Below are 25,075 nucleotides of genomic sequence, written 5' to 3' on the forward strand. Positions count from 1 at the left end.
CGAGTCCGACTTCCAATAAGGGATGATCTAAATGAGTTTTGCAGACGACCCAGCGGAGCACTTCAAGTTCGATCTCTACGCCGCGCACCACCAAAGCTCAGATGAGATACTACCGGTCCAGCTTGCGGCGGCAAAAAGGCGCTTTGCCGATCTGGTCGATCGCCTTCCACCACTTGCGGCGTTGGCAGAGCATCGCAGTGTTTCCGAAATTGGATCATTCGATGACCTAGCCAAAGTCCTGTTTCATCATTCGATGTTTAAGAGTTACCCGCAAGAGGCTCTCTTTGAAGGAGAATTTGACACTCTGATCGATTGGCTTGGCAATTTCACGACCAACGATCTCAGCATAATGCGCGGCCGTGATTTCTCTACCATTGATGCTTGGTTTGATGCTCTGAACACCGATACCGCGATGCATCTCCTACACAGCTCAGGCACCACCGGCCAGTTGTCCCTTATTCCGCGGGGGAAGCTGGAACACCAATTTTCAATCCGTCATACGCAGATGGCTCTCGCGGAAGTCGCAAAGCCCGGGCGTTTCGACCGCGCGGCACCTGATTATAAAGTCGTCTGGCCAGCTTATGCGGGAGGCTGGTCCGGAGTGCTGACGTTTGGCGACATGCTTCGCGAGGTCTTGTGCGCCAATGATACAGATTTCTTTGCGCAGATCCCCGACCGGCAAAGCGTCGATCATCAGCTTTACGTCATGCAGATCGAGAATGCGCGCGCGTCTGGTCAAGAGTTCATCGATGCCCCCAGCGATTATGTAAAAAGCATCATTGATCGATCCTTTGTCTTGCGAGATGCAAATGCAAAGCGCGTCGAAGAACTGCTCGAGCGCATCACAGGTGAATGGCGCGGGCAAAAGGTCGTCTTCGCTGGTGGTCCGGTGCTCCTCTATAACTTGGCCAAAGCGGGCCTTGCGATGGGCCTTGAGGGCGTGCTGGCGGAAGGCAGTCGCATCCTGAATTTTGGCGGCTTCAAGGGCGTATCACCGGTCGGAGACGAGGAAGCGGTGATCAAACGCTTCACTGGCGTGCCCCACATCAACGGCATCTACGGCATGAGCGAGATGACCACCGCCTTTATCGAAGCAGAAACCGGCAATTACCACGTGCCCCCGTGGATCATTCCCTTTGTCATCGATCCAGAAACAGGCGAAGCGTACCCGCAAGAAGGCGTTCAGACCGGTATTGCCGCGTTTATGGACCTTACCTCCCAGACCTATTGGGGCGGGCTTATCACGGCAGACAGGATTACGGTGAGCTGGGAGCGGAGTCCATGTGGGAGGACTACGCCGTTTATCTTGCCAAATATTGAGCGAGTTGAGGTTTGAGAGCGGTCGGCATCCCAAGCCTTGCTTTGCCGTTTGGCACACTTGAGACACTGTCTTAGGGCTAAAATCCCTTCGATTAATGGGGCGCGCTTTGATCGAGAAAAGCGATTGATTGGTCAAGCAAAAAACCTGGTTCATGGCCCAGGCGATAACAGGCATTTGGGATGTAGGAAAATGCGGCCCTAGCCCAATCCTAGTGGGGCGGAATCATCACAGCGGATCGGATTACGATAAGCTGGGAGCTGAGTGCGTGCGGCACGACGACGCCGTTTGGGTTGCCGGATACTGAGCGGGTGGAGGGGTAAAAAAACTTGCCCGCCTAGGATCACCAAACTGGCAGGCATCGACCGACATAAAGGACAGAAATGGCGCACGACCATACTATATCACAGCTCGGTTGCGTATAGGCTGACTCAGTCTTTTATAAAACCAAATGAGCTCTCGCGATCCAACTCAATACAAGCAACCAGGATGTAGGGTATTGCATCAATTATTCGCTGACCCTGCTTTAGCTTCTTTACCCAGACGAGGTAGCGGACATTTGGTTCCGAAAAGTCACACGGCTGGGCTGACCGAGTTGCTAGAGCGGAAGTCTGTGAACGCGGGTCAAGAAACGTGACCCGCCGATCAGAGCTGGCGTCCGCTTGAAGTATCGTTACTCTCCTCCAAGAAACCGCCTCACCAGCCATCAGAGTCGACTCCAGACCAACTTCTTCCGGAGTACCAACTAGAGAAAGATCATAGTCGAGGGAGTCGATGCTACGATTGCTGTTTATCGCATTGGTACAGGCACTTAATGTAAGCACCACCAACAAGAACGCGATATTACTCACTAATTTGGTCATAAAGTCTAGAACAACCCTAATGGTTTCAACACCTGCTTGGTGTACCAATTCACCGCGCCATCTTCGTAGAGGTTTTCGTTGAAATATCCGGCTGGCAAGTTGATTTTCTGCCCTGTTCCTGCCGCACCGGTGTAGGTGTGACGTGCATCATAGTGCTGCTTGGGGTTAGGATCATAATTCGTTCTTCCGGAGAGATTTCTTTTCAGATGCATTGACAGAATTTCGTGATTCATTGTCGTTGCGTGAATCAATTCGTGCACGAGAGATTCTCCGAAATTCTTATCGCTTAGCTGGAAGGATTCCTTGTACATTTCAATCTCAGACTCGCTGCTAAACCCGTATTGTCGCATAAGTATTTTACTATTCGCTGGCGACACCGAAACGTACGGTCTCAGCGTGAAATAGCCATCATTGATTGCCAAGCTCATTTGGATCGATGATGTAAGCAGACCACCGTAGTTGACTACCGCATTCATGCTACTGGATGAGAAGGCGCCCAGTCGATCATTTGCTAAAGAAGCCCTCGCTAGTCCTTCCACAAATCTTGTTCGATGGGTGTCGAATCTTTTGACATCTCGAACAGCTCTTCTGAAGTCACTCTTCTGACCCTTTGGATAGGATTGCTTATTATTATTGAGAGCAGCTTCGCGGACCATTGTGATGTTGGCGGCCGTGGGAGCGAGACCTTGTCGATCCAATGCAATTTCAATAGCACGCGTGTCGTCGCCCAGTTGTGTCATCCGGCGATCAAATCGGTCGGCGGGCGCTATACCATTGTTAGGCCTACTAAAATCATAATACGCGTCAATATCCCCATTGGCTATCGCGTTTCGAATTTCTGCTGACCTTGCGCTTATCTCCGTTGAGGTCACAGGATTGCTATCTAGATATGCCTTCAAGGCAGGATCCATCTGTATCTTGCCCGAATTCGCATCAAACACCGTTCCAGTGCCATCCGCAAACTTAAGCAACATCGCTTCGGCTTCGGCCTTAGTGAAATTACCACCGCTGGTTAGGTCAGAACGTGAGGGAATATCATAATTGTTGCCACTGATATTCGCTGCCGCATTCTGCTTAAGGATCACTCGCTCTGAAACAACCTTTCCTGCTACTAAATCACCAATGCTCTGCGCAACGACATCCGGAAGTGATGCCAACACATTATCGCCGAAACTTGTGCCATTGACGAGGCTCCTCGCGGCAGCACTTGTTATTGCGCGGGCTGCTCCTGCCATAATCCGACCGCCCGCTGTGGACGTTTCAGTGACAATGAAGTTTCCTATATCGTCTTGGGCGTAGCTTGTTTTAGCAAACTTTCCGCCAACTATATGAGCCGCAGCTGCACCAGCGCCTGCCGCTGCCACGCCTGCCCAATCGAACTTAGATTGAAGGCCGGTCGCCACGCCTACGCCTTGCGTGATTGCGTTGCTCGCGGCACCTCTGCCTGCCGCGGCCAGCCAACCACCGCCGCTAAAGACGTGATTTATTCCAGTTGATATCCCACCGCCTAGCGCTGCCAAGCCAACGGCTTTCCAACTGAACTTGTCTTGGATGCCAGTCGCAACACCGACACCTTGACTTACTATCGAGCCGACCGCCGCGGATCCCGCTCCGATTGCGATTCCACCGAGTACACCAGCCACACCTCCGCCAAGGGCTCCGATGACGCCTCCGCCAACGACCGCTCCTCCGAATACTGAGGTTCCAAGGACGGTTGAGATGCCAGAGGCCAAGCCAGTTACGCTTGGCGCAACAGCTGCCAGAGCCGCACCGGCTGTCACCACCGTCACGGCAACAGCAACAACCGCCAGCAGAATCACCCCAAAGACGCCGCACTTGTTGCCTTTCTTCGGCGGCGCAGTTGTTGTTGGCGTCAGGTCACCAATGGCTTCGCCTGGATTGTATGGCGATACGGTTCCTGAGTTATGCGCCGATTTTACAACGCCCGTCGGCAGGTTGATGCGCATGCCTTCGGCCAGCGGCACATTGCCGCTAATGCCGTTTTGCTGGGCGATCTTGTACCACAGGTTTGCATCGCCATAGACCGACTGAGCGATCGACTGCAGCGTATCGCCCTTGTTGACGGTGTAGCTGCCCCCACCTGCGCCCTGGCTGTAGCTGTTGAGCGGATCATAGCTCTGGGCAAAGTCCGCATAGGAGCTGCCGATGGTCGCGCCATTGCGGAACACACCGGGAGGCGCGCTTGATTGTGCGGCGGTGCGCTCTTGAATCGACTTCTCGGTCGAAACGTCCGCAGTGCCATTATTGCCGACATAGCCCAGCTGGCGTCCACCGAACCGATACCAGACCTCATGCGGAGCTCCGGTGGAGTTGGCGATCGAGGTTTCATCGCGGCGGATGATCTGACCGTTCTCGTCATTGGTAAACTTGACGGTCTGTGAGTAATAATCTCCGACATTCGCCTGCGTCAGGCGGCCCAATCCATCGTAGATGAAGCTTGTGGTGTAGGTCGTCGATTGCGAACTGTTGGGCTTGTGCCGAATGGTCGCCTGCACCGCGCCATCGCGCCAGTAGAAAGTGTTGTCTGTGCGCGTGTTGGGGGCCTGGCTGGAATTGTTGTTCTTATAGTTCGTGCCGATCTGATAGACGACGCTGCCCAGCGCATAGGTTGAACCAGCACCGTAATTATAGCTCGTGATCGAACGATAGGTGTCATTCCCACGTTTGGTGTTGGTCGTGTCAGAGGTCAGGCGGTTGGCGCTGTCATAGCTTGCCTGACGGCTGAAGACGATGGTTGTGCCATCGGCTGCATAATCCGTTTGGGTAAGTTGGCGGCCCATGAGGTCATAAGCAAATGTAGAGCGCCGCGTGCCGTTGACAGGTGCGGCTGGAATGGTGCCTGAAGGCGTGCCGCTACCAAAGGCTGTTTCCGTAACAGGGGCGCCGGTTGAGACCGCGATTTGGGTTAGACGACCGCCAACATCATAGGTGTAGCTCTCGCGCTGCTCGCTGAATGAGCCAGGGAAGCCCGCCCCCTTAAAGTAATACCCTGCGGTGTATTTCGTGGTGAGCACAGCCGTGCGCTCGCCCGCCTTGTTGTAGAGGATCTCCTTGCCGGTATCGATACTGCCATTGGCATAGGCTGCGCCATTACCGCGAACGATAGTGCTGCCTGAACGCACCCCACGATCAATGACCACGCGGTTCATATTGTCGTAGCGGAACCAGTAGTCCTTAGTGATATTGCCAGTGGGATTCCCATTGGCATCTAGGTTCTTGTAGGTTGCGGTGGTTCGGCGAATATTACCAACTGCATCATACTTGTACGCAGTGCTTGCGGCAGGTGAGATCGAAGACCCTGCCTCAGACCAATTGGTGACCCTGCCGAGCTGGTCGTAGGTCGCATTCGCATTCTTCAATACGACGTTGGTTACGATGTAACTGGGCGGAATAAAGTCCGGTTCATAGGGATTCCAATAAATTGTCTGGCCGGGCGTATAAGCCGCGTTCTCCTTGCGCAGATGCTCCGTCAGACGTTGGCCGAGCTGGTCATATGTGTAGCTGGCGGTCTCGCGGGTCCAATTGGTGTTTGTCTGCCCAGCAGTTGCCGAAGCAGTCACAATGCTGGAGTGCTGTCCCGTGTTGAAATAGTTGAACGTGGTCGTCAGCCCGCTCACCGAGCTTGTGCGCAAACGCCCAGCGACATCATAAGTGTAGCTCGTGGTGCGACTGCCAAGATCGTTCTTGGAGACCATTCGGCCGAAGAAATCGGTCTTCTCGGTCGAGCTACGCCCATTGGCGTAGGTCTTGACCTCGGTCCAACCACCAAAGGTGCCAGCGCTCCCTGTCGAGAGATTGCTGTCCCAAGTATATGTATGAGTGGTAACATCTCCGCCGAAGTCTTTCTGACGCACGACACGGCCTTGCGTGTCATAATCTGTGGTCTGAACCTCGGGCGTGCCCGGATTGCTGATCCCAGTGTAAGGATCATAAAATGCCCCTACGACAAGGAAATTGTTCCACTTCTTGATCTGCTGACCAAGCCCGTCATAGGCGAAATTCTCAATCAGACCATGAGCGTGATTGACCTGCGCAACCCGGCCCATCTTGTCGAAGGATTGCGTTGTTGTCCGATTGAGTTGATCAATCAGCGTGCGTGCGTCGCCATGAATGTCATATTTGGTCTGCTTGATCCCACCGTCGGCAAAAGTCTCTTTGGTGACAAGCGCTTGGCTGCCGCCATAACCCGTACCTGCAAGCAATGAGAGCTTGGTCAGCTTACCGGTGCTTGCGGTCTTCGCCCCACCATTGCTCGACGATCCGTTGGCATAAGTACCATTGGCATCGCGCGAAGCCACAAGGCGGCCAGAGGCGTCATAATAATAGTCTTCAGTCGGCTTGATCCACTGCGTTGTGCCATTCTCGTTGGTGATCTGGACAGTCGGGTTCACCGCTTTAATCAGCTTACCCATATTATTGTAGGTGTACTCGATCTTCGCGCCCTTGGCGTTGATCTCACTCGCAACCTCACCAAACGCATTGTAGGTCCGCGTCGAGGTAAGGGTCGACGTCGTGCCTCTGTTCTGACGACCTTCTTCTACAACCTTGGTTGCAAGATTTCGCTTGTCATATTGCGTGTAGGTTGCGTTGACATCGCTGCGGCCGATCTGCCCGCGGATATAGTCAAACGTGCGGTTAGCCGTGTTGAACCCGGCACTTGTGATCGCCAGCGTCTGGTTGCCGTTCTTGTCGTAGCCGATGTATTTCCAGATCCCATCGCCGCTGTTGGTGGCCCAAAGGCGGCCAGCGGCATCATATTTGTTCTGTGTCTGGGTGCGCCCGCCAACAGCCACCGAAGCAACGTCGCCATGCGCGTTGTAGGTCGTGATAGCCTTGGGACCGGAATCAACCCAAGTAGATCCATTATGTGTGACCTGAAATTTCTGAGTCACCCGGCCAAGCTTGTCGTAGTCGGTCCGAACACCATCGTAGTTGGCAGCAAAAGTCCCATCAGACTTAACACGTTTATAGTACTCATGGCTCTGTAGGCCTGATTGGTGATACCAATAGATGCGCGTGAAGCCCTCTGCATCGATCATCGTGCGCAGCTTGCCACCGTCATAGGTGTAGCGAGTGACCCGCTCAGAGACACCACTCTGGCCCCTGGCCCGCGTCCGGGCAAGATCACCTACACCGTTATAATAGTAGTCGACAATCGGAGTGACATTGCCGCTATACGAGGCAAAGGTAGCCCGCTTTTCTTGCGTCAGACGCCCGCCAGCATCGTAGACGTAATTGGTCTGCTCGCCCGTAGCCTCGGTTTTGCTAGTGACTTGGCCCAGACCGTTGTAGAGGTACGAGATGGTCGCAGTGACGGTCTTGTGTTGATTGTTGCTGGTGTTGAAAACTAGGAGACTGCGCCGCTGCTCGGTTAGGCGGTTGCCGTTGCGATCATAAGTGAAGTCCGTCATGCGATCGAGGCTGTTATTGCCACTAACCGAAGGCGGTGTGGTTGTGCTGGTTGGCGTTGCGGCCCGGTTCACATAGCGGCGCTCATGCGTGACATTTCCATTGGTGTCGTAAATGTATTTGGTGATGTAGCGTTCACCATCCACCATTGCGGTCTTGCGGCCGGCCTTGTCGTAATAATTCCAGACCGTATTCCCATTGGGGTCGGTCAGCTTCACCACATTGCCATTGGCATCGTAAGTGTACGTCGTGGTTATTGCACTGGTGGTGGTGACCCAGCTTGAGCCATTCCAATAACCGGTGCGCGCGCCCGTAATCGAGCTTGTTTTCAGACGGTTGAGATTGTCATAGGTGAAGTTGGTGACCCGCGAACCGCCAGATGGGGCTCCCGGAGCTTCGGCCAAGGCCCCGCCACCCGATGGCAGGCCAACAGCATTGTCATAGACCCGCACCTGCGTGACATTGCTGTTCTTGTCATAAGTGTAACGAGTGTAGGTGCCGACCGCATTGATCTCGACCACTTTGCGGTTCAGATCATCGTAGAAGAAGAGTGTCCGGCCACCGCCTGCATCTTTCGTCTCGGTGACATTCCCGCGCGCATCATAATAGATGTACTCGCGCGGGGTTTTGCCGAGGAAGGTTTGGCCGATCGTCTCTTTCAGACGATTTGCCTTGTCATAGACATATTGAGTCGTGCGCTGTTCGGCGAGACCAGAGGCCTCGATCATCTTCGTGCGATTGCCGCGCGCATCATACTCATAACGGTTGGTAACCGTCGAAGAGACCGCCGAACCAGCATTGTTGTACGATGGGACAGGAAGCCGCTCAGATAGCAAAAGCCCACGCTTGTCATAGGTGTAGGTGGTAGTGCCGCCTGCAACCTTGGAAGTGGTCGAAGACTTCGCCCGCGCGGTTACACGGTTGCCATAGGCATCATAAGTGTAGGTCTCGAAGTTACCCTCGGCATCAGTCGTCTTGGTGACGAGACCGCGCTTGTCATATTCAAAGCGGGTAACCGCATCTTTGGAGTGGCCCGAAACACTTGGCGGAGTCGTCGTGCTAACCGCGCTTGTCGTACGATTATATCGACGCGTAACCGTCTTAATCTCACCAAACTGGGTGTAGGTGGTCTCCGTGATATAATTCTCAGCATCACGCGTTTTCGTGACGCGGCCAAGGTTGTCGTAATACGTATAGGTCGAATGCCCGCGCGGATCGGTGGTCTTCACCACTTCGCCAAAAGCGTTGTACTCGTACCGGGTTACGCCACCTTCGGGGTTCGTTTCGGTTAGGACACGGCCAACCTCATCGTGGGTGTAATATGTATATTTGCCGTTAGCATCCCGTAGAGTTGTAAGATTTCCGAGACCATCGTAACCGTAGTGCGGTACCGCAACCTCTGAGGTGCCATGCGCCTCATATTTCCTGATGAGCTGGCCTGCACCGTCATAAACATGGTGTGTGCGGCTACGGTCAGTGGTAGCGCCGTTGGAGTCGGTGTAGCCAACATATTCGTCAGCCAATAACCCCGTGCGGTGCCACCCCCAAACGGTCCGATTGCCCTCACCATCGTACATGGAGTTGCGCCGGCCAGCAGCATCATAGGTATAGCGCACATCGGCCCAGCTGCCCGCACCGCTGGCCATGGAACTGATCTGAGAGATACTGGTGGAATCGCTGGGGGAGACCTTGTTCGACCAGCTCACCTCCCGTGTCAGGCGGTTCTCATTGTCATAATCATACCGCTTCACATAACCTTCAGCATCAACAGAGAAGCGCAGGTCTCCTTGACCGGTGTACCAGTAGCGCGTGGTCCGCGCGGTTGCACCCGTGCCCAAAACTTGCTTTTTCACCTGACCACGATTGTCATAAGTGTAAGTCGTGCGTGTGCCAGCAACGTCAGTCGCCGTCGCAACCTTACCTGCCGCATTATAAGTGAAGGACGACACACGGTCATTGGTCGCATTAGCCGCAGCAGCTGCCTTCGCTTTCAACGCGTCATAGGTGTAATCGCTGGTGGAGATGCTCGCCGCATAGGCGATGGTCTTGCGAACCAGACCAACCGAATGCCAAGTGGTCCCTTCCCAATATACATTCTCAGAAATCCGACCTGCGTTATCGACTGTGAAACGCAATTGCCCTTTGCCATCATAGGCATAGTACATTGAGCGGTTCGCAGAATTCGTCGTGCCAGCGTTGGAGCGCAACTGATTGAATGTGCCAGCAGCCCACAGAGATGAGCTGGTTTTCTTGGCGTAAACGACCTCGCGGATCTTCTGACCCGCATTGTCGTAGACCGTTTCGGTCAGATAACCCTCACCATCAAGCGCACCGACCACGCGCCCTGCCCGGTCATAAAAGACGCGGCTAACCGTGTCTTTCGAGTTTGCTGAAGGAAGCACTTGCGCGGTTGGCGCAGAAGCCTTGAAACTACTCAGCTGCGATGACGACAGCTTGTTGTAGTAATTGGTGGTTTTGACGAGGCGATCGGCTTTGTCATACTCAAACTTGGTGACGCCTCCGGCGCCGTCAATCGTCTGAAGAACGCGCCCTTTCGCATCATAAACAGTCCAAGTCCAAACGTCATAGGAGTGGCTGCCTGGCCGGATATTGGCGATCTGGAGCGTATTGTTGGGGCCAGCCAGTGTCGTAAGGTTTGCGGAACTGACGCCATAGGTCCAGTTGACCGTGGCATTAACCCTGCCAGTCTTGTCGTAACGATACTCCGCAATATGGCCGTAGTGATTAATGTCCGCGACTTTGCGACCAAGCTTGTCATAGAGATAGTATGTTTTGTAGCCGGTCTCGTCGGTGGACATCCGCAGTCGGCCCATCTTGTCGTATTTGTACGAGGACGTGCCTGTGTGGTCGTAGGATCCGCTTGTGGTCTGGCTGATCAGTTCGCCAGCCTTGTTGTATGTATTGGTGGTGACCGCGCCTGCCGCATTGGTAATGACGGTCTTGGTCGCGCTGTCCTGGAAGACGATGCTGGTGGTACCGCCATCCAGATCGGTCGAAGCAATCGTGCGCCCCATGCCATCATACACGAATGTCTCTGTACCCAGAGCAGCGGTACGGCGCGAAAGCAACTGTCCGGCTTGATCATAGGTGTAGTAGTGGTGCGCATAACCTTCATTGGTGGTCGCACCGCCAGAGTTATTGGCATAGCCGTAATCAACTTTCTGGCTCAGATTGCCGCGCGCATCATAGCGATAGTTGACCATCTGAGAGGACTGACGATTGCTCAGCCCATTGCGCCAGCTATCCATCTGGGAGAGAGAAGGACGGGTCGAACTTACGGCGTAGGCATGCTCTGGATAACGGATTTTCCACGCCATCGTGCCGTCGCTGTTATAGCGATACTCGGTCACCCCGCCATCGCCATCAATCATATAGCGAAGATGGTTCTCCCCATCATAGACGTACCGGGTGCTTTCGACCTCAGCTCCTGCTCCGACTTCTCCGCTGGTATCAACACTCATATTGCGGATTGAGATTGTTCCATTCCCGCCAAGCGAGGGGCGCCGGTAAAAATGTGGGCGAAGGAACTTGTCAGCGGCCACCGCAGTGTATGAGTATTCTACTCGGACCCAGCCATTGTCGAGAAGTTGGCCGTTCGTAAAACTCCCGCTCGGCCAGTTAGCAAGATGCGAAACACGCGCATACGCGTCGTCCATCGTTAGAAAGCCTAGTCCGAATGGCGGTCCTTGAGCCGCATCATAGGTCGCGTTGTCGATCTTGATTTCGGCGGAGATCGTATAGGTGCGCCCGGTCTGTACCGTGAGCGCGGCCCGCGAGCCTATTGCGGCCCAGACGCTGCCGTTGGTGGCCTGTGTTGCCGTCCCATCGCTGAAGTTCCACTCCCCGTTCACCGCTGCCACGCCTGATGGTGAGCCATTCGAGGAGCCCGTCAGAAACTCAACCGGCTGAGATATCAGGTCGGAGAACAGCTCCGACCTTTGCACGAGGTTGTTGTTGAGGTCATACTGATTAACGATCGTCCTCCCACCTGGATCGGTGATAGACGTTGAGTTGCCCCGATTGTCGAACGTGAAATAGGTGGTCTTGCCATTCTGGTCGCGAACCGAAGTTACATTCCCACTGGAATCATAAGTGAAGATATTGGTGGTGACGGGATCGCCCGATTGTGGGCCAACAAAGTTGATCTGCGTCAGTTGCTTCTTCGCATCGTAATACAGATTGTTTGTTGTCCCATCAGGGTGCGTGACTGTGGTCGAGCCTGAATTGTAGGCGAGCTGCGTCACCCGCGTATCACCGCCCGCAACCGTCTGCGTCAGCCGGGTGATCCTGCCGGAACCATCGTAGACAAGCGCCAAGCTCGAACCATCAGTCTGGCTGATCGTCGCAATCCGCTTCGAGTTGCCAACGTAACTGTAATTGACCTCATAACGGTCAGACCCCAGCGAGTTGTTCTTCTCCGTCAGATCCGTCGCAACCCGCGTCAGACGGTTTTGGCCATCGTAATAATAATAGGTCCGCGTCAGGGTCGAGCCGGCGCTGGTGACAATCTTAGTGATGTTGTTGCCCGACCAGTGATACTGGCTGAACTCACCATTGGCGGTTGTGACCTTGCTTAGCTTTGCACCTGAATAGGTGAAGGTCAGAGTGTTGTTATCGCTGTCCTTCTGATTGACGATGCGCCAACTGTTCGTGCCATAAGCCGAGTATGTCTCGCTGACTTGCGTAGTCCCATCGGTCCACACCCATTGCGAACCGACTTTCTTGAGCGTGTCATACGCGCCAGACCCATCGGTGGAGACGTAAGCGCCATAGGAAGAGTTCCAGCTGTAGGTAATTGACGAGCCATCGGCACCCTGACGCTTAATTGTCGAGCCGTTGGCGTTCTGGCTTCCGGTGAGACCAAAGACCTTGCGGGTTGTCGATTGCTGCCACTGGTCGCCATTGTCGCCATCGTGGAGCTCGGCGAGACTGTTGTAGGTACGCGAGACCGCAATATCGAGACCGCGCCCGGTGAGAAACTCATCACGGCGATTGATAACCAGATTGCCAGTCGCAGCATTAACAGAGACATTCTCACCTGCCCGACCAAGAGTACCGCCACCAATCTGGCCTGCGCCACCCAAAATGTTAGAAGAACCGCGCTCAAGACCTGAACCAAGGCCAGTGAAAATCGCTGTCATCTACCCCTCCGAAAACGGTTTCCAAGGGCAGTGTCTACGTTGCCCCTTTATTGAGGGTCCGACGGCTTTCAAAAATGTTTAGCGAAAGTTGGTGCAATGCCGCCAAATCCGTAGCGGCAGGAGATAATCTGATCTTCCCGCCGCACATTGGCCAAAAGAACGGGCGCAATGTGCGGCGGGAAGACGTCTCCTAAGCGGAACGGCGACTTTCATTTGTTGTGTGCCTGCATGTCTTCTGGTCGAGCTTGTTAAGCTCGTCCAGAAGCATCGGTGTCACCTCGCGGTTAGCATTGCGGCCGATGAACAGGTCCATATGACCGTAGTCCGGAATGATGCGTTGGTCATACAGCTCTTTGCTATTGTGCTGGCTCAACCACACGCGCGTACGCTTTCCGCTTTCGGGGTAGAATATCTGGTTTGTCGCCCCTGACAGGAAGGTGATCGGCAAGGCCAGACGGCGCGCTGCGTCCTCGCTGGTGTAGACGGCATCGCCATCCTTGTTCACCGCAAGGCCGGCGCGCATGATCTCCTGCAATTGCTCGAATGGGCTAAGGGAAACGCGGCTGAACATGCTGCCTAGTGCCAGGTAGGTATCATGCCCCAGTTGCCGGATATCCCAACTCGGCCCGAACACACCAAACACGCGGCGCACGGTCGGGCTCTTGCATTCCTGACCTTCGGGCATGGGAACCTGATACATGACAGCATCGATCTGATTGTCGGCATCGGTGCCTTGGCTCACAAAGTCCATATGGCCATCGAGCAAGGAGACCTCGCCCAAGGCACCAGCGATGCCGAGGTCAGATTTCATGTAGTTGAGCCAATCGGTCACCGGGTGGAGCGTCAATTGCGAGCTGATGAGCGAGCGCACGTCGCTCACCCAGCCAGCGCCAATACCCATCAAAAGGCTCATTGAACCGACGCAGTGCGCGAGCGCCTGAACGCTGTCCGCGCCCGACACACTGCGCACTTTGGCGACGGCAGCAGGCCAGTCATAGCGCGCGATATCGTCAATGCAGAACTCAGGCGGGTTCTCTCGATCATTGCCAGAATCTGCGCTTGCCCGGTAATCGAACAGCCACACGTCATACCCTTGCTCAACGAGGCTTTCGGTGAGGTTCTTCTCAACCGTGGGCGTCGCAAAGCTCGACGCTTTGACTGAGAAGCCCGGTGCCAGCATGATCGGACCACGTGTGCCCCCGCGATAACGGGTAAGGCCCACGTTGACGCCGTCTGCGGTCGGAACAACATAGCGCTCCGCCCCTGGCAAATGCAGCTCGCGCAAAACGAGGCTCTCAGCATCCTTGGTCGGGAAGTCGTTGAGCGTTGCAAGCATACCACCGTAGGCGCGGAACACATTCATCGCGAAAAAACCTGCGTATTTCGCCATGAAATAGGTCTCGATGGCTTTCTTCGCTTTTGGTATCAGATTGACCACATGGCCAACCAACGTGTCGCTGTCGTGCACGGTGATCGTGGTCAGCTGACGCATAAACTCATCAATGCCGAGTTTGAGAACACCGCGTCCAATGAGCTCGCCGTCTTCATCTCCATGTCGAATGGTGACGAAGAGTGTGGTGAGGTCGGTCCATGGATCGGAATTGCCCCGCTGCTCCAAGGTCTTGTGCCCATGGAAGTGGATCGGGCCTTTTGGGCCATCTAGCACCATGGTGTAATTCATGGTCCAGCTTTCCGCCCGGTCAGGATTGGTGACCAGTAGCTGGAATTCACCCTCGCGCACCTTCAACGGCTCAGGCGAGATCGAAGTAATCAGCACCTCGCCCGTGATGAGTGAACGGTGATATTTGTCCTCAATCATCCGGTGGAGATTGTCGGTCGCGACCGTCAGCTTAAAGCTGCAGAAGCTCTTTTCGGATTGGCCCCAAGCCGCCCCGTTCTCAAAGTCGTCACGAATGCGCTCTGCATGGCCACAGGGGCGATGATGACACCCGGTTGCGCTGATCGTGCCGGCCATGGTCTCAGTAAAGTCCATTCCTGGGCTCATTGTCTCTGGGTGGTCTTTGACGAGTTGACGAATGGCCGCTTTGCCTTCGTCAATCGCTCCGGACTTGAAGTGTTCAGCCGCCGCAACAACGCTATCAGCAACTGGGCCGATTGCGTGCCCTGCCACCCACTTGGCGATGCCAAGCTTTAGGTGCTCCTTGTGAGGAACCTCCTGCACTTCGGCATTATCCTCGTCAGCTGGCATTTCTGGTGGAAGTGGGCCTTCTGCGTCCAAAGAATAATCGATCCGCCAACCCCGACGTTGAGCGAGCTTTTCAATTGCGCGCTCAGACACAGCAGTGATGGTGAGAAGCGGGTTCACACCCACGGCGCCCGGAAGAACCGAACCGTCGCACACATAAAGACCTTCGTGCACTTCCGTACCGCTGGTCCCTGCAAACACACGGCATGTGTCATCAACTACGCCAGTCTTGGCATCATCACCCATTGCGCAGCCACCAATCGGGTGCACGGTGATAAGCTTCTGGCCCATCGGCTCTGACCACAGCGGATCTGAGAAATATTGCGCCTGGATAGCCTCTGCCGCCTCGCGCATCTTGTCGTCATCTCGGCGGAAGGTGCGCTGCTCGCCAGCGTGCTTCCACTCGATGGTGAGACGGTCGTCTTCGAGCTTAAGTTGACCGCCAGAATCGTCAACGCTCATCACAAGGTATGTGAGCGTGCGCGACATTGGGCCTTTATAGGCGAGCTCTGCGATGGAGGCAGGATCGGTCTGCACCGCCTCGCCCATGGCTTTTGCGTCCATCAAGCGTGGTTTGACTTGGTCAAAACCAAAGCGGGTGAAGCCATCTGCCAATGCTTCTCCAAAGAAGAAAGCCGGGCCAAGGCCCGCCGCGATGATGCCGGGGGCAACGCCCTCTTCGATAACGAGACCTTTGGTCACATCTTCATTATCGCGCATGTCGATGACACCCGTGATGCAGGGACCAGGATAGGCCTCTTTCGCCACATCGTTCATGCCAATGCCGATAGCGTAGAATGGCTCTGCGCGAACTTCATCCTCCTTTTTCTCGGACTTGAAATAGCTGTCATAGGCAAAGCCAAGTGCATCGCCGTTGCCCGAGAAGCTTGCGCCGAGGCGGTCAGAGACTGGAAGTCCCTTCTCACGAGAACGCAGGAGAATTTCAGTGGAACCCAAAGCGCCAGCGCCTAGCACAACGTGGTCAGCAGTGATGACGACAGGCGCATGGTCTTCACCGCCGTCATTGTGCGACACATGGACGTGCCAGACATCGCCAACGCGCTCTACGTGCGACACTTTGGCCTCGGTGAATATCTCCGCCCCGTGGTTCGCTGCATCGGGCAAGTAGTTCATAAGCGTGGTGTTTTTCGCACCCACATTGCAGCCGGAGACACAGTCACCGCAATTGGTACACGCCGGTTGAGGCACGCCAAATTTGTTGGTTTTGTCCTCGAACGTCACATTGATCGGTGTCTTGTAGAACCGCTCACCCATTTCCTTGGCTGAGTGCTCCAGAGCCTCCAACTTCCCCAGCGTGGGGTGCGTATCTGGATAAGCATTGGGCGACAGCATTTCGCGGGCACGTTCATAGTACGCGTCCACCATATGAGGATTGTCTCGAAAGACTTGAGGCCAATGAGCCTGATCAAGAAGGCGCTTGTCCAGCTCCAAGGAGACATTTGCGTTGATCAGCGAAGTCCCGCCAAGGCCGCAGCCAACGAGCGCATATTGATCATCATTTACATGCACTTCGAACAGCGCATTGGGAGCGCCAATGCGGCCGCCTTTGACGTTGAACTGCACAGCATCTTGTGCGTCGCCAATCTTATTGGGGTATTCGCCAGGAAGCATTTCCTTGCCGCGCTCCAGCACGCAAACATCTTGCCCTGCGCGCGCAAGACGTGATGCTGCAACACCTGCACCATAGCCGGAGCCGACCACCAGAACGGTGTAGTGGGACTTCGCTTCACTGAGCGGTTTGGCGATACGTTTTTGCCCGAATGGGGTTTGCTCAATGCTCATTCTGCTGCCTCCCGTGCGTATTCATTTGAGTCTTTAAGGAGTTTGACGACGCGCTTGTCGGCTTCCTCAATGATGCGTTTGTGGACGATGTCGGAGAACTCGGCCCAATGGCTTGCGGCGTGGCTCACGGCCTCGCTGGTCTCATCGACAAGTCTGCTTTGGCGTCCACTTCCTTCGACCCGCACTGGCGCCATGGTTCCATCGGTTGGATCGTTGAAAAGGCGCAAGGAGGCGACTTCGAGCTTGTCCGAAACCAGCATTGCAGCGCAGCCTTGGACCGGCATCAGTGTCGGCTCATCCAGAACCCAACCGCCAGTGTTGAACACACCTACAGGCACCTCAAAACCATCAACGAGCAGCTCATCCTGGAACGGTTTGTGCGTGTGGCCGAAGATGAAATTGACCTCACGTGGGATACCGCCAAGTTCCTTCCGCATCTCGGCAGCCACCGGAGTGGCGAGGTACCAGCCGAGATCATCCACCTCGTCTTGGCCCATTACATGGCTATGGCCATCGCGTTGTCGCTCTGCTGCACGTCCAGCGGTCAGATCGACGCCGGCACGGATAAGATTATCGAGCGTAATCCCGTATTTGAGCTGCATCTTGGGATTGATGCCAAGCTTGGAATGCAGGCCGCCCGTAATCCTGCGTGACAGGCTCTCAGCAAAGTCATGGCTAGCACCAGCGCTCAGCATGGTTTCGTAAAGTGAACCCACTTCACTGCCAACCTCGCCAGCGGAGCCAAGGTCGGACCACAGGAAGTCGATCCAAGGGCCGTTCTCCTGCTCCAGCTGCTGCATGGTCGCAGGACGCGGATCGCTGTCACCCAAGAACCCACGCATATTGGAAAGTGCGCGGTACATACCGTCGAGATAATGGCCATGGTGCATGACAACCGCACGGTTCAAGTCTTTGTCGGCGATGCCCCAATTGGGATAGGCGATGCGTACGCTGGCATCGGCCAAATGCGGACGGTGCTTCAACAGCGATTCCATCATCCGACAACGGCGCGATGGAGTGCCAAAAATACGACTTGTCGAAGCCAGATCGCTGGGAATTTCTCCCGTTTCAACCGCTTCCAAGAAGCCTTGATCCTGAGCAATGCGCCACAGATGGTGGTCGTGATTGCCCGCGACATAGATGATCTCGCGCGCGAACAGATCAGCACCATCGACCGGGAAGAACGCATCGAGCAGTTGCAGAAAGCTCTTTGACACATCGCCAAAGGGGGAGAGCCCCAGATCAAGCGCATCGCCGAGCAGCACAAGCTGAGGCTTCACCCCGCCAAGCGTCTCGCGCATACCATTGGCAAAGGCACTCAGCACCTCGGATGGACCATCAGCAATCTCATCGTGAACGGTCAAGTGCGTCATAATACTGTCGCGCGCGCCGAGGTGAATGTCGGACAGAACTACGTGGGCGATACTCATGAGCGGTTCTCCAAGCAGGTGTAAAAGGCGTCGCGCACCATCTTTTCGCGGGGGTCATCCCACTTGCCGGTGCCGAGTTGATTGGTGATCCAGGCATAGGCAACGCCATCATCAGGATCGCAAAAGGCGAGGCTGCCGCCGACCGCAAAGCTGCCAAAGGCGCTGCGGGTGCGGGCGAATTCCCACTCACTAAAGGGCTTCTCGAAACCGTAGGAGTAATACATGTCAGCCGTGAGGACCTGATCTTTCAGACCTTTGCGCGGGTAGCTGTGCCCTTGCTTGAGGGTGGCTATAACTTGTGGCGTGATGCCAAGTGGTTCGCCGCCCCTCGCAAAAGCGTTGTAGGCATGCGCAAGCCCCCTGGCCGATGCCATTCCGCCTGCAGCGCCCTGCCCGATGCGCCAGAAGTCTTCGCAATCAAGCGCGCCCGGTCCTTCAAGAACCAACGGATTGTTGAGTGTCCGGAAAGCCAAAGTGCCCGGCAAACACATCTCAAAAGTGAGCGGCCAAGGCATAGTGGTGTGGTGGATGAACAGGTCTTGGAGACCAAAACCCTTGATCCGCGCGATACGCTCGCGGTCAAAGCTCTCAGGGAGACCGACAAACACGTCGAGCCCAAGCGGACCCGCGATTTCCTCGGCAAAGAATTGTGGCAAGCGCCGGCCTTGGGGGTCGCGACGGTGAATCAGCTCGCTTGCAATCCATCCAAGAGTGTAGGCGTGGTTCCCGGAATGATCGCCCGGCGTCCAATTGGGCTTTTGCGCAGCGATGGCAGCGCAGATTGCATCTTCATCGCCAAGGTTTTCAAGCGTGAGCTTGAAATCGATCGCAGCAAGGCCAGCTTGCTCTGACAACGCTTCACCCACGGTCACACCGCCTTTGCCGTGGCTCGCGAACTCAGGCCAGATATCGGCGACCTTCTCCTCATAGGAAAACAATCCGCGCGAAACAGCGACCGCGCCTGCTATCCCGGTCAAACCCTTGGTCAGCGAATAAACAAGCGTGATGTCATCGGCGTGCCAACTTCGGCTAGCAGAGGTGTCTTGCCAACCGCCATGCAAGTCGACCAGGACCTCATCATTGTGGATGATTGTACAAGCTGCACCCAACGCCTCACCTGAGAGAATGCTGGCTGCAAAGGCATGAGCCACTGGCTCGAAACCCGGCATGACAAAGCCGTGTGCCCCTTCGCAAACTTGCGCTTCTGAAGCGCCCTCTTGCTTGGGCAAACCCGAAAATGAGTGCATAGTGAAACCCCGTTCGCGCATGAGGCAAAGCACCTCATGCTTCCCGGACTGGGCTAAAGGAGATTGGTTAATAGGAGGTTAGGGGCCGACCCTTGTCTTGCACGTGCAAGTTGTTAGCCCATCGTTACTCAAAATAATACCGAGTGAACCCCGAGCCTCAATCACAGGTACAGTAAAAGTGTCGCCCTTCTACTACTGGCTTTTTACGAGCAAAGCAGTCGCCGGGTAAATAGCGCCGCGGTAGAGGAGGTTAACCCATCACGGTCATTGGGAGGGGACAATTCAACAATATCGGCGAGTGGAATTTTGCAGTCATGCGCCTCACACATGGACAGAATCTTCGTGACGATGTGCTCGACCGTAGCGAGAGGCACACCGCGCGCGGCCGGAGCGCTTACGCCAGGTGCCTGATAGGCTGGCAAGAGATCGATATCGATTGTCAGGTAGATCAAGTCCGAACGGGAGACGATCCCCTCAATCGCTTGATCTCCGGCCTGAGGCGACGCGATAAGCGCGTGATCGCTTACGGTCCCTACGCCCCATTCCTGCGCACGCTGGAACAGTGCCTGTGTGTTGGCTTCTTCAGCAATCCCAAGACACAGATAGTCGAACGTGTCGGGCGAGAGCTCTCTGATCTGGGCAAATGGTGTGCCCGATGACGCGCCGTTTTCACCAACTAGGCGAAGGTCAAAATGCGCATCCAGATTGATGATCCCGATTTTGGCTTCGGGGTAAAATGAGGCAAGGCCTTGGTAGTCGCCAAACGCCGTTTCGTGCCCGCCACCGATCACCACAAGGCGCTCGTAGGTTGCAAGAGCATCAGTCACCCGCCCGCCTAGCTTAGCTTGGCCCTCCTCCAAGTCGTCGCCCCTCACGACAACATCGCCCAGATCAGCGAAAGGCTCCGCCCGCGCTGGAGCTGCCAAATTGGCCAACGCATTGCGCAATGCTGTTGGACCCTGTGACGCCCCTGTGCGGCCTTTGTTGCGGATCACGCCCGCCTCACAGGCAAATCCAAGGAGCGCTCTGCGCCCTGTTTCCGACACAAGGTGATGCATCCTCTTGGCATCAGGACCATCCTCTGGATCAGAGCGGCCTTGCCACTTGCGTGCGGGGGAATGGGAGACCGGCACCGCTATAATATCCCCGGTAGATCAAGGTCGTGCTCGCGTGCGCAAGCAATCGCATCTTCATAACCCGCATCGGCATGACGCATCACGCCCGTCGCAGGATCGTTCCAAAGCACATTGGCGATCCTTCGATCTGCGTCTTCGCTGCCATCACAGCAAATCACCATGCCCGAATGCTGCGAGAAGCCCATGCCAACACCGCCCCCGTGATGAAGGCTTACCCAGGTTGCGCCAGATGCCGTGTTCAGAAGCGCGTTCAAAAGCGGCCAATCCGATACCGCGTCCGAACCGTCCTTCATCGCCTCAGTCTCGCGATTGGGGGAGGCCACGGACCCACTGTCAAGGTGGTCTCGCCCGATCACAACGGGAGCGGAAAGTTCGCCGTTCCGCACCATTTTGTTGAATGCCAGACCAAGCTTGTGCCGCTGCCCCAATCCGACCCAACAGATGCGCGCGGGCAGGCCCTGGAAGGCGATGCGTTCACGAGCCATATCGAGCCAATTGTGAAGGTGCGGATCGCCCGCAATGATCTCTTTTACTTTGGCATCGGTCTTATAAATGTCCTCGGGATCACCCGACAATGCGCACCAGCGGAACGGCCCAATTCCGCGACAGAATAGCGGACGGATATAGGCAGGCACAAAGCCCGGGAAGGCAAAGGCATCGGCCAGCCCCTCCTCAAGAGCGACCTGCCGGATATTGTTGCCATAATCGACAGTGGGAACGCCCAAATGATGGTAATCGACCATCGCTGCGACATGAGTCTTCATCGCAGCCCGTGCAGCAACCTCAACCGCTTCAGGATCGCTCTCCTGCTTCGCTCGCCATTCCGCGACACCCCAACCGATGGGCAAATACCCATGCAAGGGATCATGCGCACTGGTTTGATCGGTAAGAATGTCGGGTTTAACACCGCACCTGAGAAGTTCTGGTACGATCTCCGCCGCATTACCGATAAGCGCAACCGACTTGGCTTCTCCGGCTGAGGTCCAGCGATTGATCATCGCAAGGGCCTCATCGAGATCGCGTGCTTTCTGATCGACATAGCGGGTTCGCAGACGGAAATCGGCGCGCGTTTCGTCGCACTCGATAGCCAGGCAACATGCACCCGCCATGACTGCTGCCAAAGGCTGCGCCCCGCCCATGCCCCCAAGGCCAGCGGTGAGTATCCATTTGCCTTTCAGGTCGCCACCGTAATGCTGACGACCCGCCTCGACAAAGGTTTCGTAAGTGCCTTGAACGATCCCCTGCGTGCCGATGTATATCCACGAGCCGGCGGTCATCTGACCGTACATGGCGAGCCCCTTCTTATCGAGCTCGTTGAAGTGATCCCAATTGGCCCAATTGGGCACCAGATTGGAATTCGCGATAAGGACACGAGGAGCATCTTTGTGGGTCTGGAACACCCCAACCGGCTTGCCCGATTGGACCATTAGAGTTTGATCCTCTTTGAGCGTCTTGAGGCTCGCGACAATCGCATCAAATGCCTCCCAATTGCGCGCGGCGCGCCCAATCCCACCATAAACGACGAGTTCGTCCGGGTTCTCCGCCACGTCCGGATGAAGATTGTTCATCAACATCCGCAATGGGGCTTCTGTCAGCCAGCTCTTGGTGGTGAGAGAGCTTCCCGTGGGTGGAACTATAGCACGGCGGTTGTGCGCGCGATTATGCATCGAGAAACTCCTGAATATTCAAGCCTTGCAGATTTGAGGCCGCAAGAAGCTCTGAGCTCGATGCGAGGCGGCTCGCGGCCTCAAGATCAGAGCTCAAAAAACGGTCCTGATGGAGCGGCGCAATTTCATCGAAGAACCTGCTGGCAACCTTGCTGAGTGCCGGGCTGGTTTGCAAAGGCGCACGAAACCGAATGCCCTCCGCTGCACTGAAAATCTCAATCCCTAATATGCGTAAGAGATTGTCCGCCATCCGCCCCAAACGCCGCGCACCGTGGGCGGCCATGCTGACATGGTCTTCCTGATTGGCGCTGGTGGGAGTGGAATCTGTTGAACAGGGATTGGCGAGATGCTTGTTCTCGCTCATCAGTGCAGCGCTTGTGACCTCGGCGATCATCAGGCCTGAGTTAAGGCCGGGATTTTCTGCAAGGAAAGCGGGAAGGTCGAAGCTGAGAGTGGGATCAACCAAAAGCGCGATGCGCCGCTGAGCAATTGCTCCGATTTCGGCCATAGCCAAAGCCACCATATCCGCAGCGAACGCGACCGGTTCCGCATGAAAATTCCCTCCAGAAACAATGCGATTTTCGGTCGCTAGAACGAGCGGGTTGTCGGTCGCGGCATTCGCCTCGCGCTGAAGTGTCGTGGCAGCGTACCCAAGCATATCCATCGCCGCACCGACCACTTGCGGGTGGCATCGCATGCAATAGGGGTCTTGCACTCGGGTATCATCTTCGCGGTGCGCCTCACGGATTTCGCTCCCCTCAAGGAGTGCGCGCATAGCTGAGGCGGCGAATATCTGCCCGTGCTGGCCGCGCAGATCGTGAATCTCTGCAATCAATGGCACAGTTGACGCCATGGCGGCATCAATCGAGAGCGAGCATGAGATAAGCGAGGTCCGCGCGGCATGCCATGCCTGAAACAGCCCGGCGAGCGCATAGGCGGTTGAGAACTGCGTGCCATTGATAAGAGCAAGCCCTTCCTTGGGGCTGAGAACAACTGGGGTAAGCCCTGCTTTTGCCAAGGCCACATTCCCTGAAACGATCTCGCCTTCAAACTCCGCTTCACCTTCGCCCATCATGACCGCCGCCATATGGGCCAGCGGGGCAAGATCTCCCGATGCCCCAACCGAACCTTGTACAGGCACAATCGGATGCACACGTCGGTCAAGCATGGCTTGCAAAAGCACGACCGTCTCAGATCGTATCCCCGAGGCCCCTCGCCCCAGCGAGATGAGCTTCAAGACCATCATCAGCCGCTTGATCTTAAGCGGAGCATCCTCGCCAACGCCTGCGCAGTGGGAGAGAACAAGATTGCGCTGGAGCGCTTCAGTGTCCTCCGGCGCGATCCGGACCGAAGCAAGCTTTCCGAAGCCAGTGTTGATTCCGTAGATCGCCTCGTCCCCTCCGGCAACCGCTGCGACGCGGGCAGCAGAGGCTTCGATCCGCACCATCGCCGACTGATCAAGCGCAACAGCGGCTTCTTCTCTCCAGATGCGTTCGAGCTGTTCGAGAGTAACCTCTCCGGGGACAACATTCAGCACAGTTCGCCCCGGAAAACGCGTTGCTTAAGCGGGGCATCGCCCATTCGGTAGGTTAGCTCTGCCGGGTCGGTCACATCCCAAATGGCAATGTCCGCGCGCATCCCCACTTCGAACGTCCCACGATCTCTAAGGCCCAGGGCGCGCGCAGCGTTCACAGTCACACCTTTCAGGCACTCTTGCGGGGTCAAACCAAACAACACCGCGCCCATGTTCATAATGAGCAAGAGCGATGTCGTAGGTGAGGAGCCTGGGTTGCAATCAGTTGCGAGAGCCATGGGAACGGCCGCGTCTCGCAAGGTCTGAATTGGCGGCAATTGCGTTTCGCCCAGCGCGTAGAAAGCGCCCGGCAAGAGAACTGCCACTGTGCCAGCCTCAGCCATGGCCGCGACACCATCCGCACACAGATATTCCAGGTGATCCGCTGATAGCGCCCTATGATTGGCAGCGAGCATCGCGCCCTTCTGGTCCGACATTTGTTCGGCATGAAGCTTAACCGGCAAATCGAGCGCTTTGGCCCGGTCAAACACGCGCCCGATCTGTTTGCGAGAGAAGCCGACCGTCTCACAGAAGCCATCAACTGCATCAACAAGCCCTTCGTTCGCCGCTTGATCGAGCGCGGGCAGGCAAATGTGAGTAAGGTAGTCGTCGGCTGTCATGTCTTTTGGAAAGGCATGGGCCCCAAGGAATGTAGTGCGAACTGTGACCTTGCGATGCACTTCCAATGCACGCGCAACGCGCAGCATTCTCAGCTCGGTTTCGATATCGAGCCCGTAACCGGATTTAACCTCTACCGTGGTCACTCCTCCGGCCATTAATCGGTCGAGACGTGATAGAGCGCTCTCCAGCAGCTCGTCTTCACCCGCCGCCCTTGTGGCTTCTACCGTAGAGAAAATGCCACCGCCTGCACGCATGATCTCTTCATAACTTGCACCGGTTAGCCGCATTTCGAACTCGCGGGCCCTTGAGCCTGCGTAAACGAGGTGGGTGTGACAATCGATAAGGCCCGGTGTCACCACCCTGCCCTCTACGGAACGCCTCGGCGCCTGGGCGTAATCTCGGGGTAGCGATGCCTCTTCTCCTACAAAGACGATCACCCCGCCTTCGAAAGCCAAAGTCTCTTTCTGCGCGTAGGATGCGGAGCTTGCGCTCACCGTAGGTGCAAGGCAACAATCGGTGAGAACAACAGGATCAGACACGAGGGACTCGGTGTAGCTGTAACTTAGACATAAAATTATTATGTCTATACATAATAGACAGAGTCAATCGTAGGATTAAG

Annotated in this window: 9 protein-coding genes; 1 reads left to right on the top strand and 8 read right to left on the bottom strand. The window is 55.7% G+C overall.

Translation table 11 applies throughout. From position 1 onward, the window contains the following. Nucleotides 1-31: 31 nt before the first annotated feature. Nucleotides 32-1,336, top strand: coding sequence for a hypothetical protein (locus Q0778_RS05230; protein ID WP_298334528.1), 1,305 nt, complete (start codon nt 32-34; stop codon nt 1,334-1,336). A gap of 850 nt (nt 1,337-2,186) precedes the next feature. Here Q0778_RS05230 and Q0778_RS05235 read toward each other — a convergent pair. From Q0778_RS05235 to hutI, 8 genes are all read right to left on the bottom strand, one after another. Then, nucleotides 2,187-12,773: a LysM peptidoglycan-binding domain-containing protein gene (locus tag Q0778_RS05235; protein WP_298334529.1), complete on the bottom strand. Its 10,587-nt coding sequence runs from the start codon at nt 12,771-12,773 to the stop codon at nt 2,187-2,189. Nucleotides 12,774-12,963: 190 nt separating this feature from the next. Continuing rightward, a complete protein-coding gene (locus Q0778_RS05240; protein WP_298334531.1) occupies nt 12,964-16,782 on the bottom strand; it encodes a GMC oxidoreductase in 3,819 nt (1,272 codons plus the stop codon). Further along, entirely contained in the window at nt 16,779-18,212 is a 1,434-nt protein-coding gene (locus tag Q0778_RS05245; protein WP_298334533.1) for a metallophosphoesterase, read from the bottom strand. The genes Q0778_RS05240 and Q0778_RS05245 overlap by 4 nt, the downstream gene beginning before the upstream one ends. Further along, complete coding sequence (locus Q0778_RS05250) at nt 18,209-19,480, bottom strand: serine hydrolase domain-containing protein (RefSeq protein ID WP_298334536.1); 1,272 nt, start codon at nt 19,478-19,480, stop codon at nt 18,209-18,211. Before Q0778_RS05250 ends, Q0778_RS05245 begins: the two co-directional genes overlap by 4 nt. 182 nt (nt 19,481-19,662) lie before the next feature. Next, entirely contained in the window at nt 19,663-20,592 is a 930-nt protein-coding gene (gene hutG, locus Q0778_RS05255) for a formimidoylglutamase (RefSeq protein WP_298334538.1), read from the bottom strand. A gap of 2 nt (nt 20,593-20,594) precedes the next feature. Beyond that, on the bottom strand, nt 20,595-22,262 hold the full coding sequence (gene hutU, locus Q0778_RS05260; RefSeq protein ID WP_298334540.1) for a urocanate hydratase: 1,668 nt from the start codon (nt 22,260-22,262) through the stop codon (nt 20,595-20,597). Continuing rightward, nucleotides 22,255-23,799 carry a histidine ammonia-lyase gene (gene hutH / locus Q0778_RS05265; RefSeq protein ID WP_298334542.1) on the bottom strand — a complete coding sequence of 515 codons (1,545 nt, stop codon included), beginning with the start codon at nt 23,797-23,799 and terminating at the stop codon, nt 22,255-22,257. The genes hutU and hutH overlap by 8 nt, the downstream gene beginning before the upstream one ends. Then, entirely contained in the window at nt 23,793-24,950 is a 1,158-nt protein-coding gene (gene hutI / locus Q0778_RS05270; RefSeq protein WP_298334544.1) for an imidazolonepropionase, read from the bottom strand. The genes hutH and hutI overlap by 7 nt, the downstream gene beginning before the upstream one ends. Nucleotides 24,951-25,075 lie beyond the last annotated feature (125 nt).

The sequence above is a fragment of the uncultured Erythrobacter sp. genome (assembly GCF_947502395.1).
Taxonomy (GTDB): Bacteria; Pseudomonadota; Alphaproteobacteria; order Sphingomonadales; family Sphingomonadaceae; genus Erythrobacter.

What these genes read in the sequence shown, in the direction of transcription:
- Q0778_RS05230 (WP_298334528.1), top strand. Translation starts at nt 32, where the DNA reads ATGAGTTTTGCAGACGACCCAGCGGAGCACTTCAAGTTCGATCTCTAC.
- Q0778_RS05240 (WP_298334531.1), bottom strand. Translation starts at nt 16,782, where the DNA reads ATGAGCATTGAGCAAACCCCATTCGGGCAAAAACGTATCGCCAAACCG.
- hutU (WP_298334540.1), bottom strand. Translation starts at nt 22,262, where the DNA reads ATGCATAATCGCGCGCACAACCGCCGTGCTATAGTTCCACCCACGGGA.
- Q0778_RS05245 (WP_298334533.1), bottom strand. Translation starts at nt 18,212, where the DNA reads ATGAGTATCGCCCACGTAGTTCTGTCCGACATTCACCTCGGCGCGCGC.
- Q0778_RS05250 (WP_298334536.1), bottom strand. Translation starts at nt 19,480, where the DNA reads ATGCGCGAACGGGGTTTCACTATGCACTCATTTTCGGGTTTGCCCAAG.
- Q0778_RS05235 (WP_298334529.1), bottom strand. Translation starts at nt 12,773, where the DNA reads ATGACAGCGATTTTCACTGGCCTTGGTTCAGGTCTTGAGCGCGGTTCT.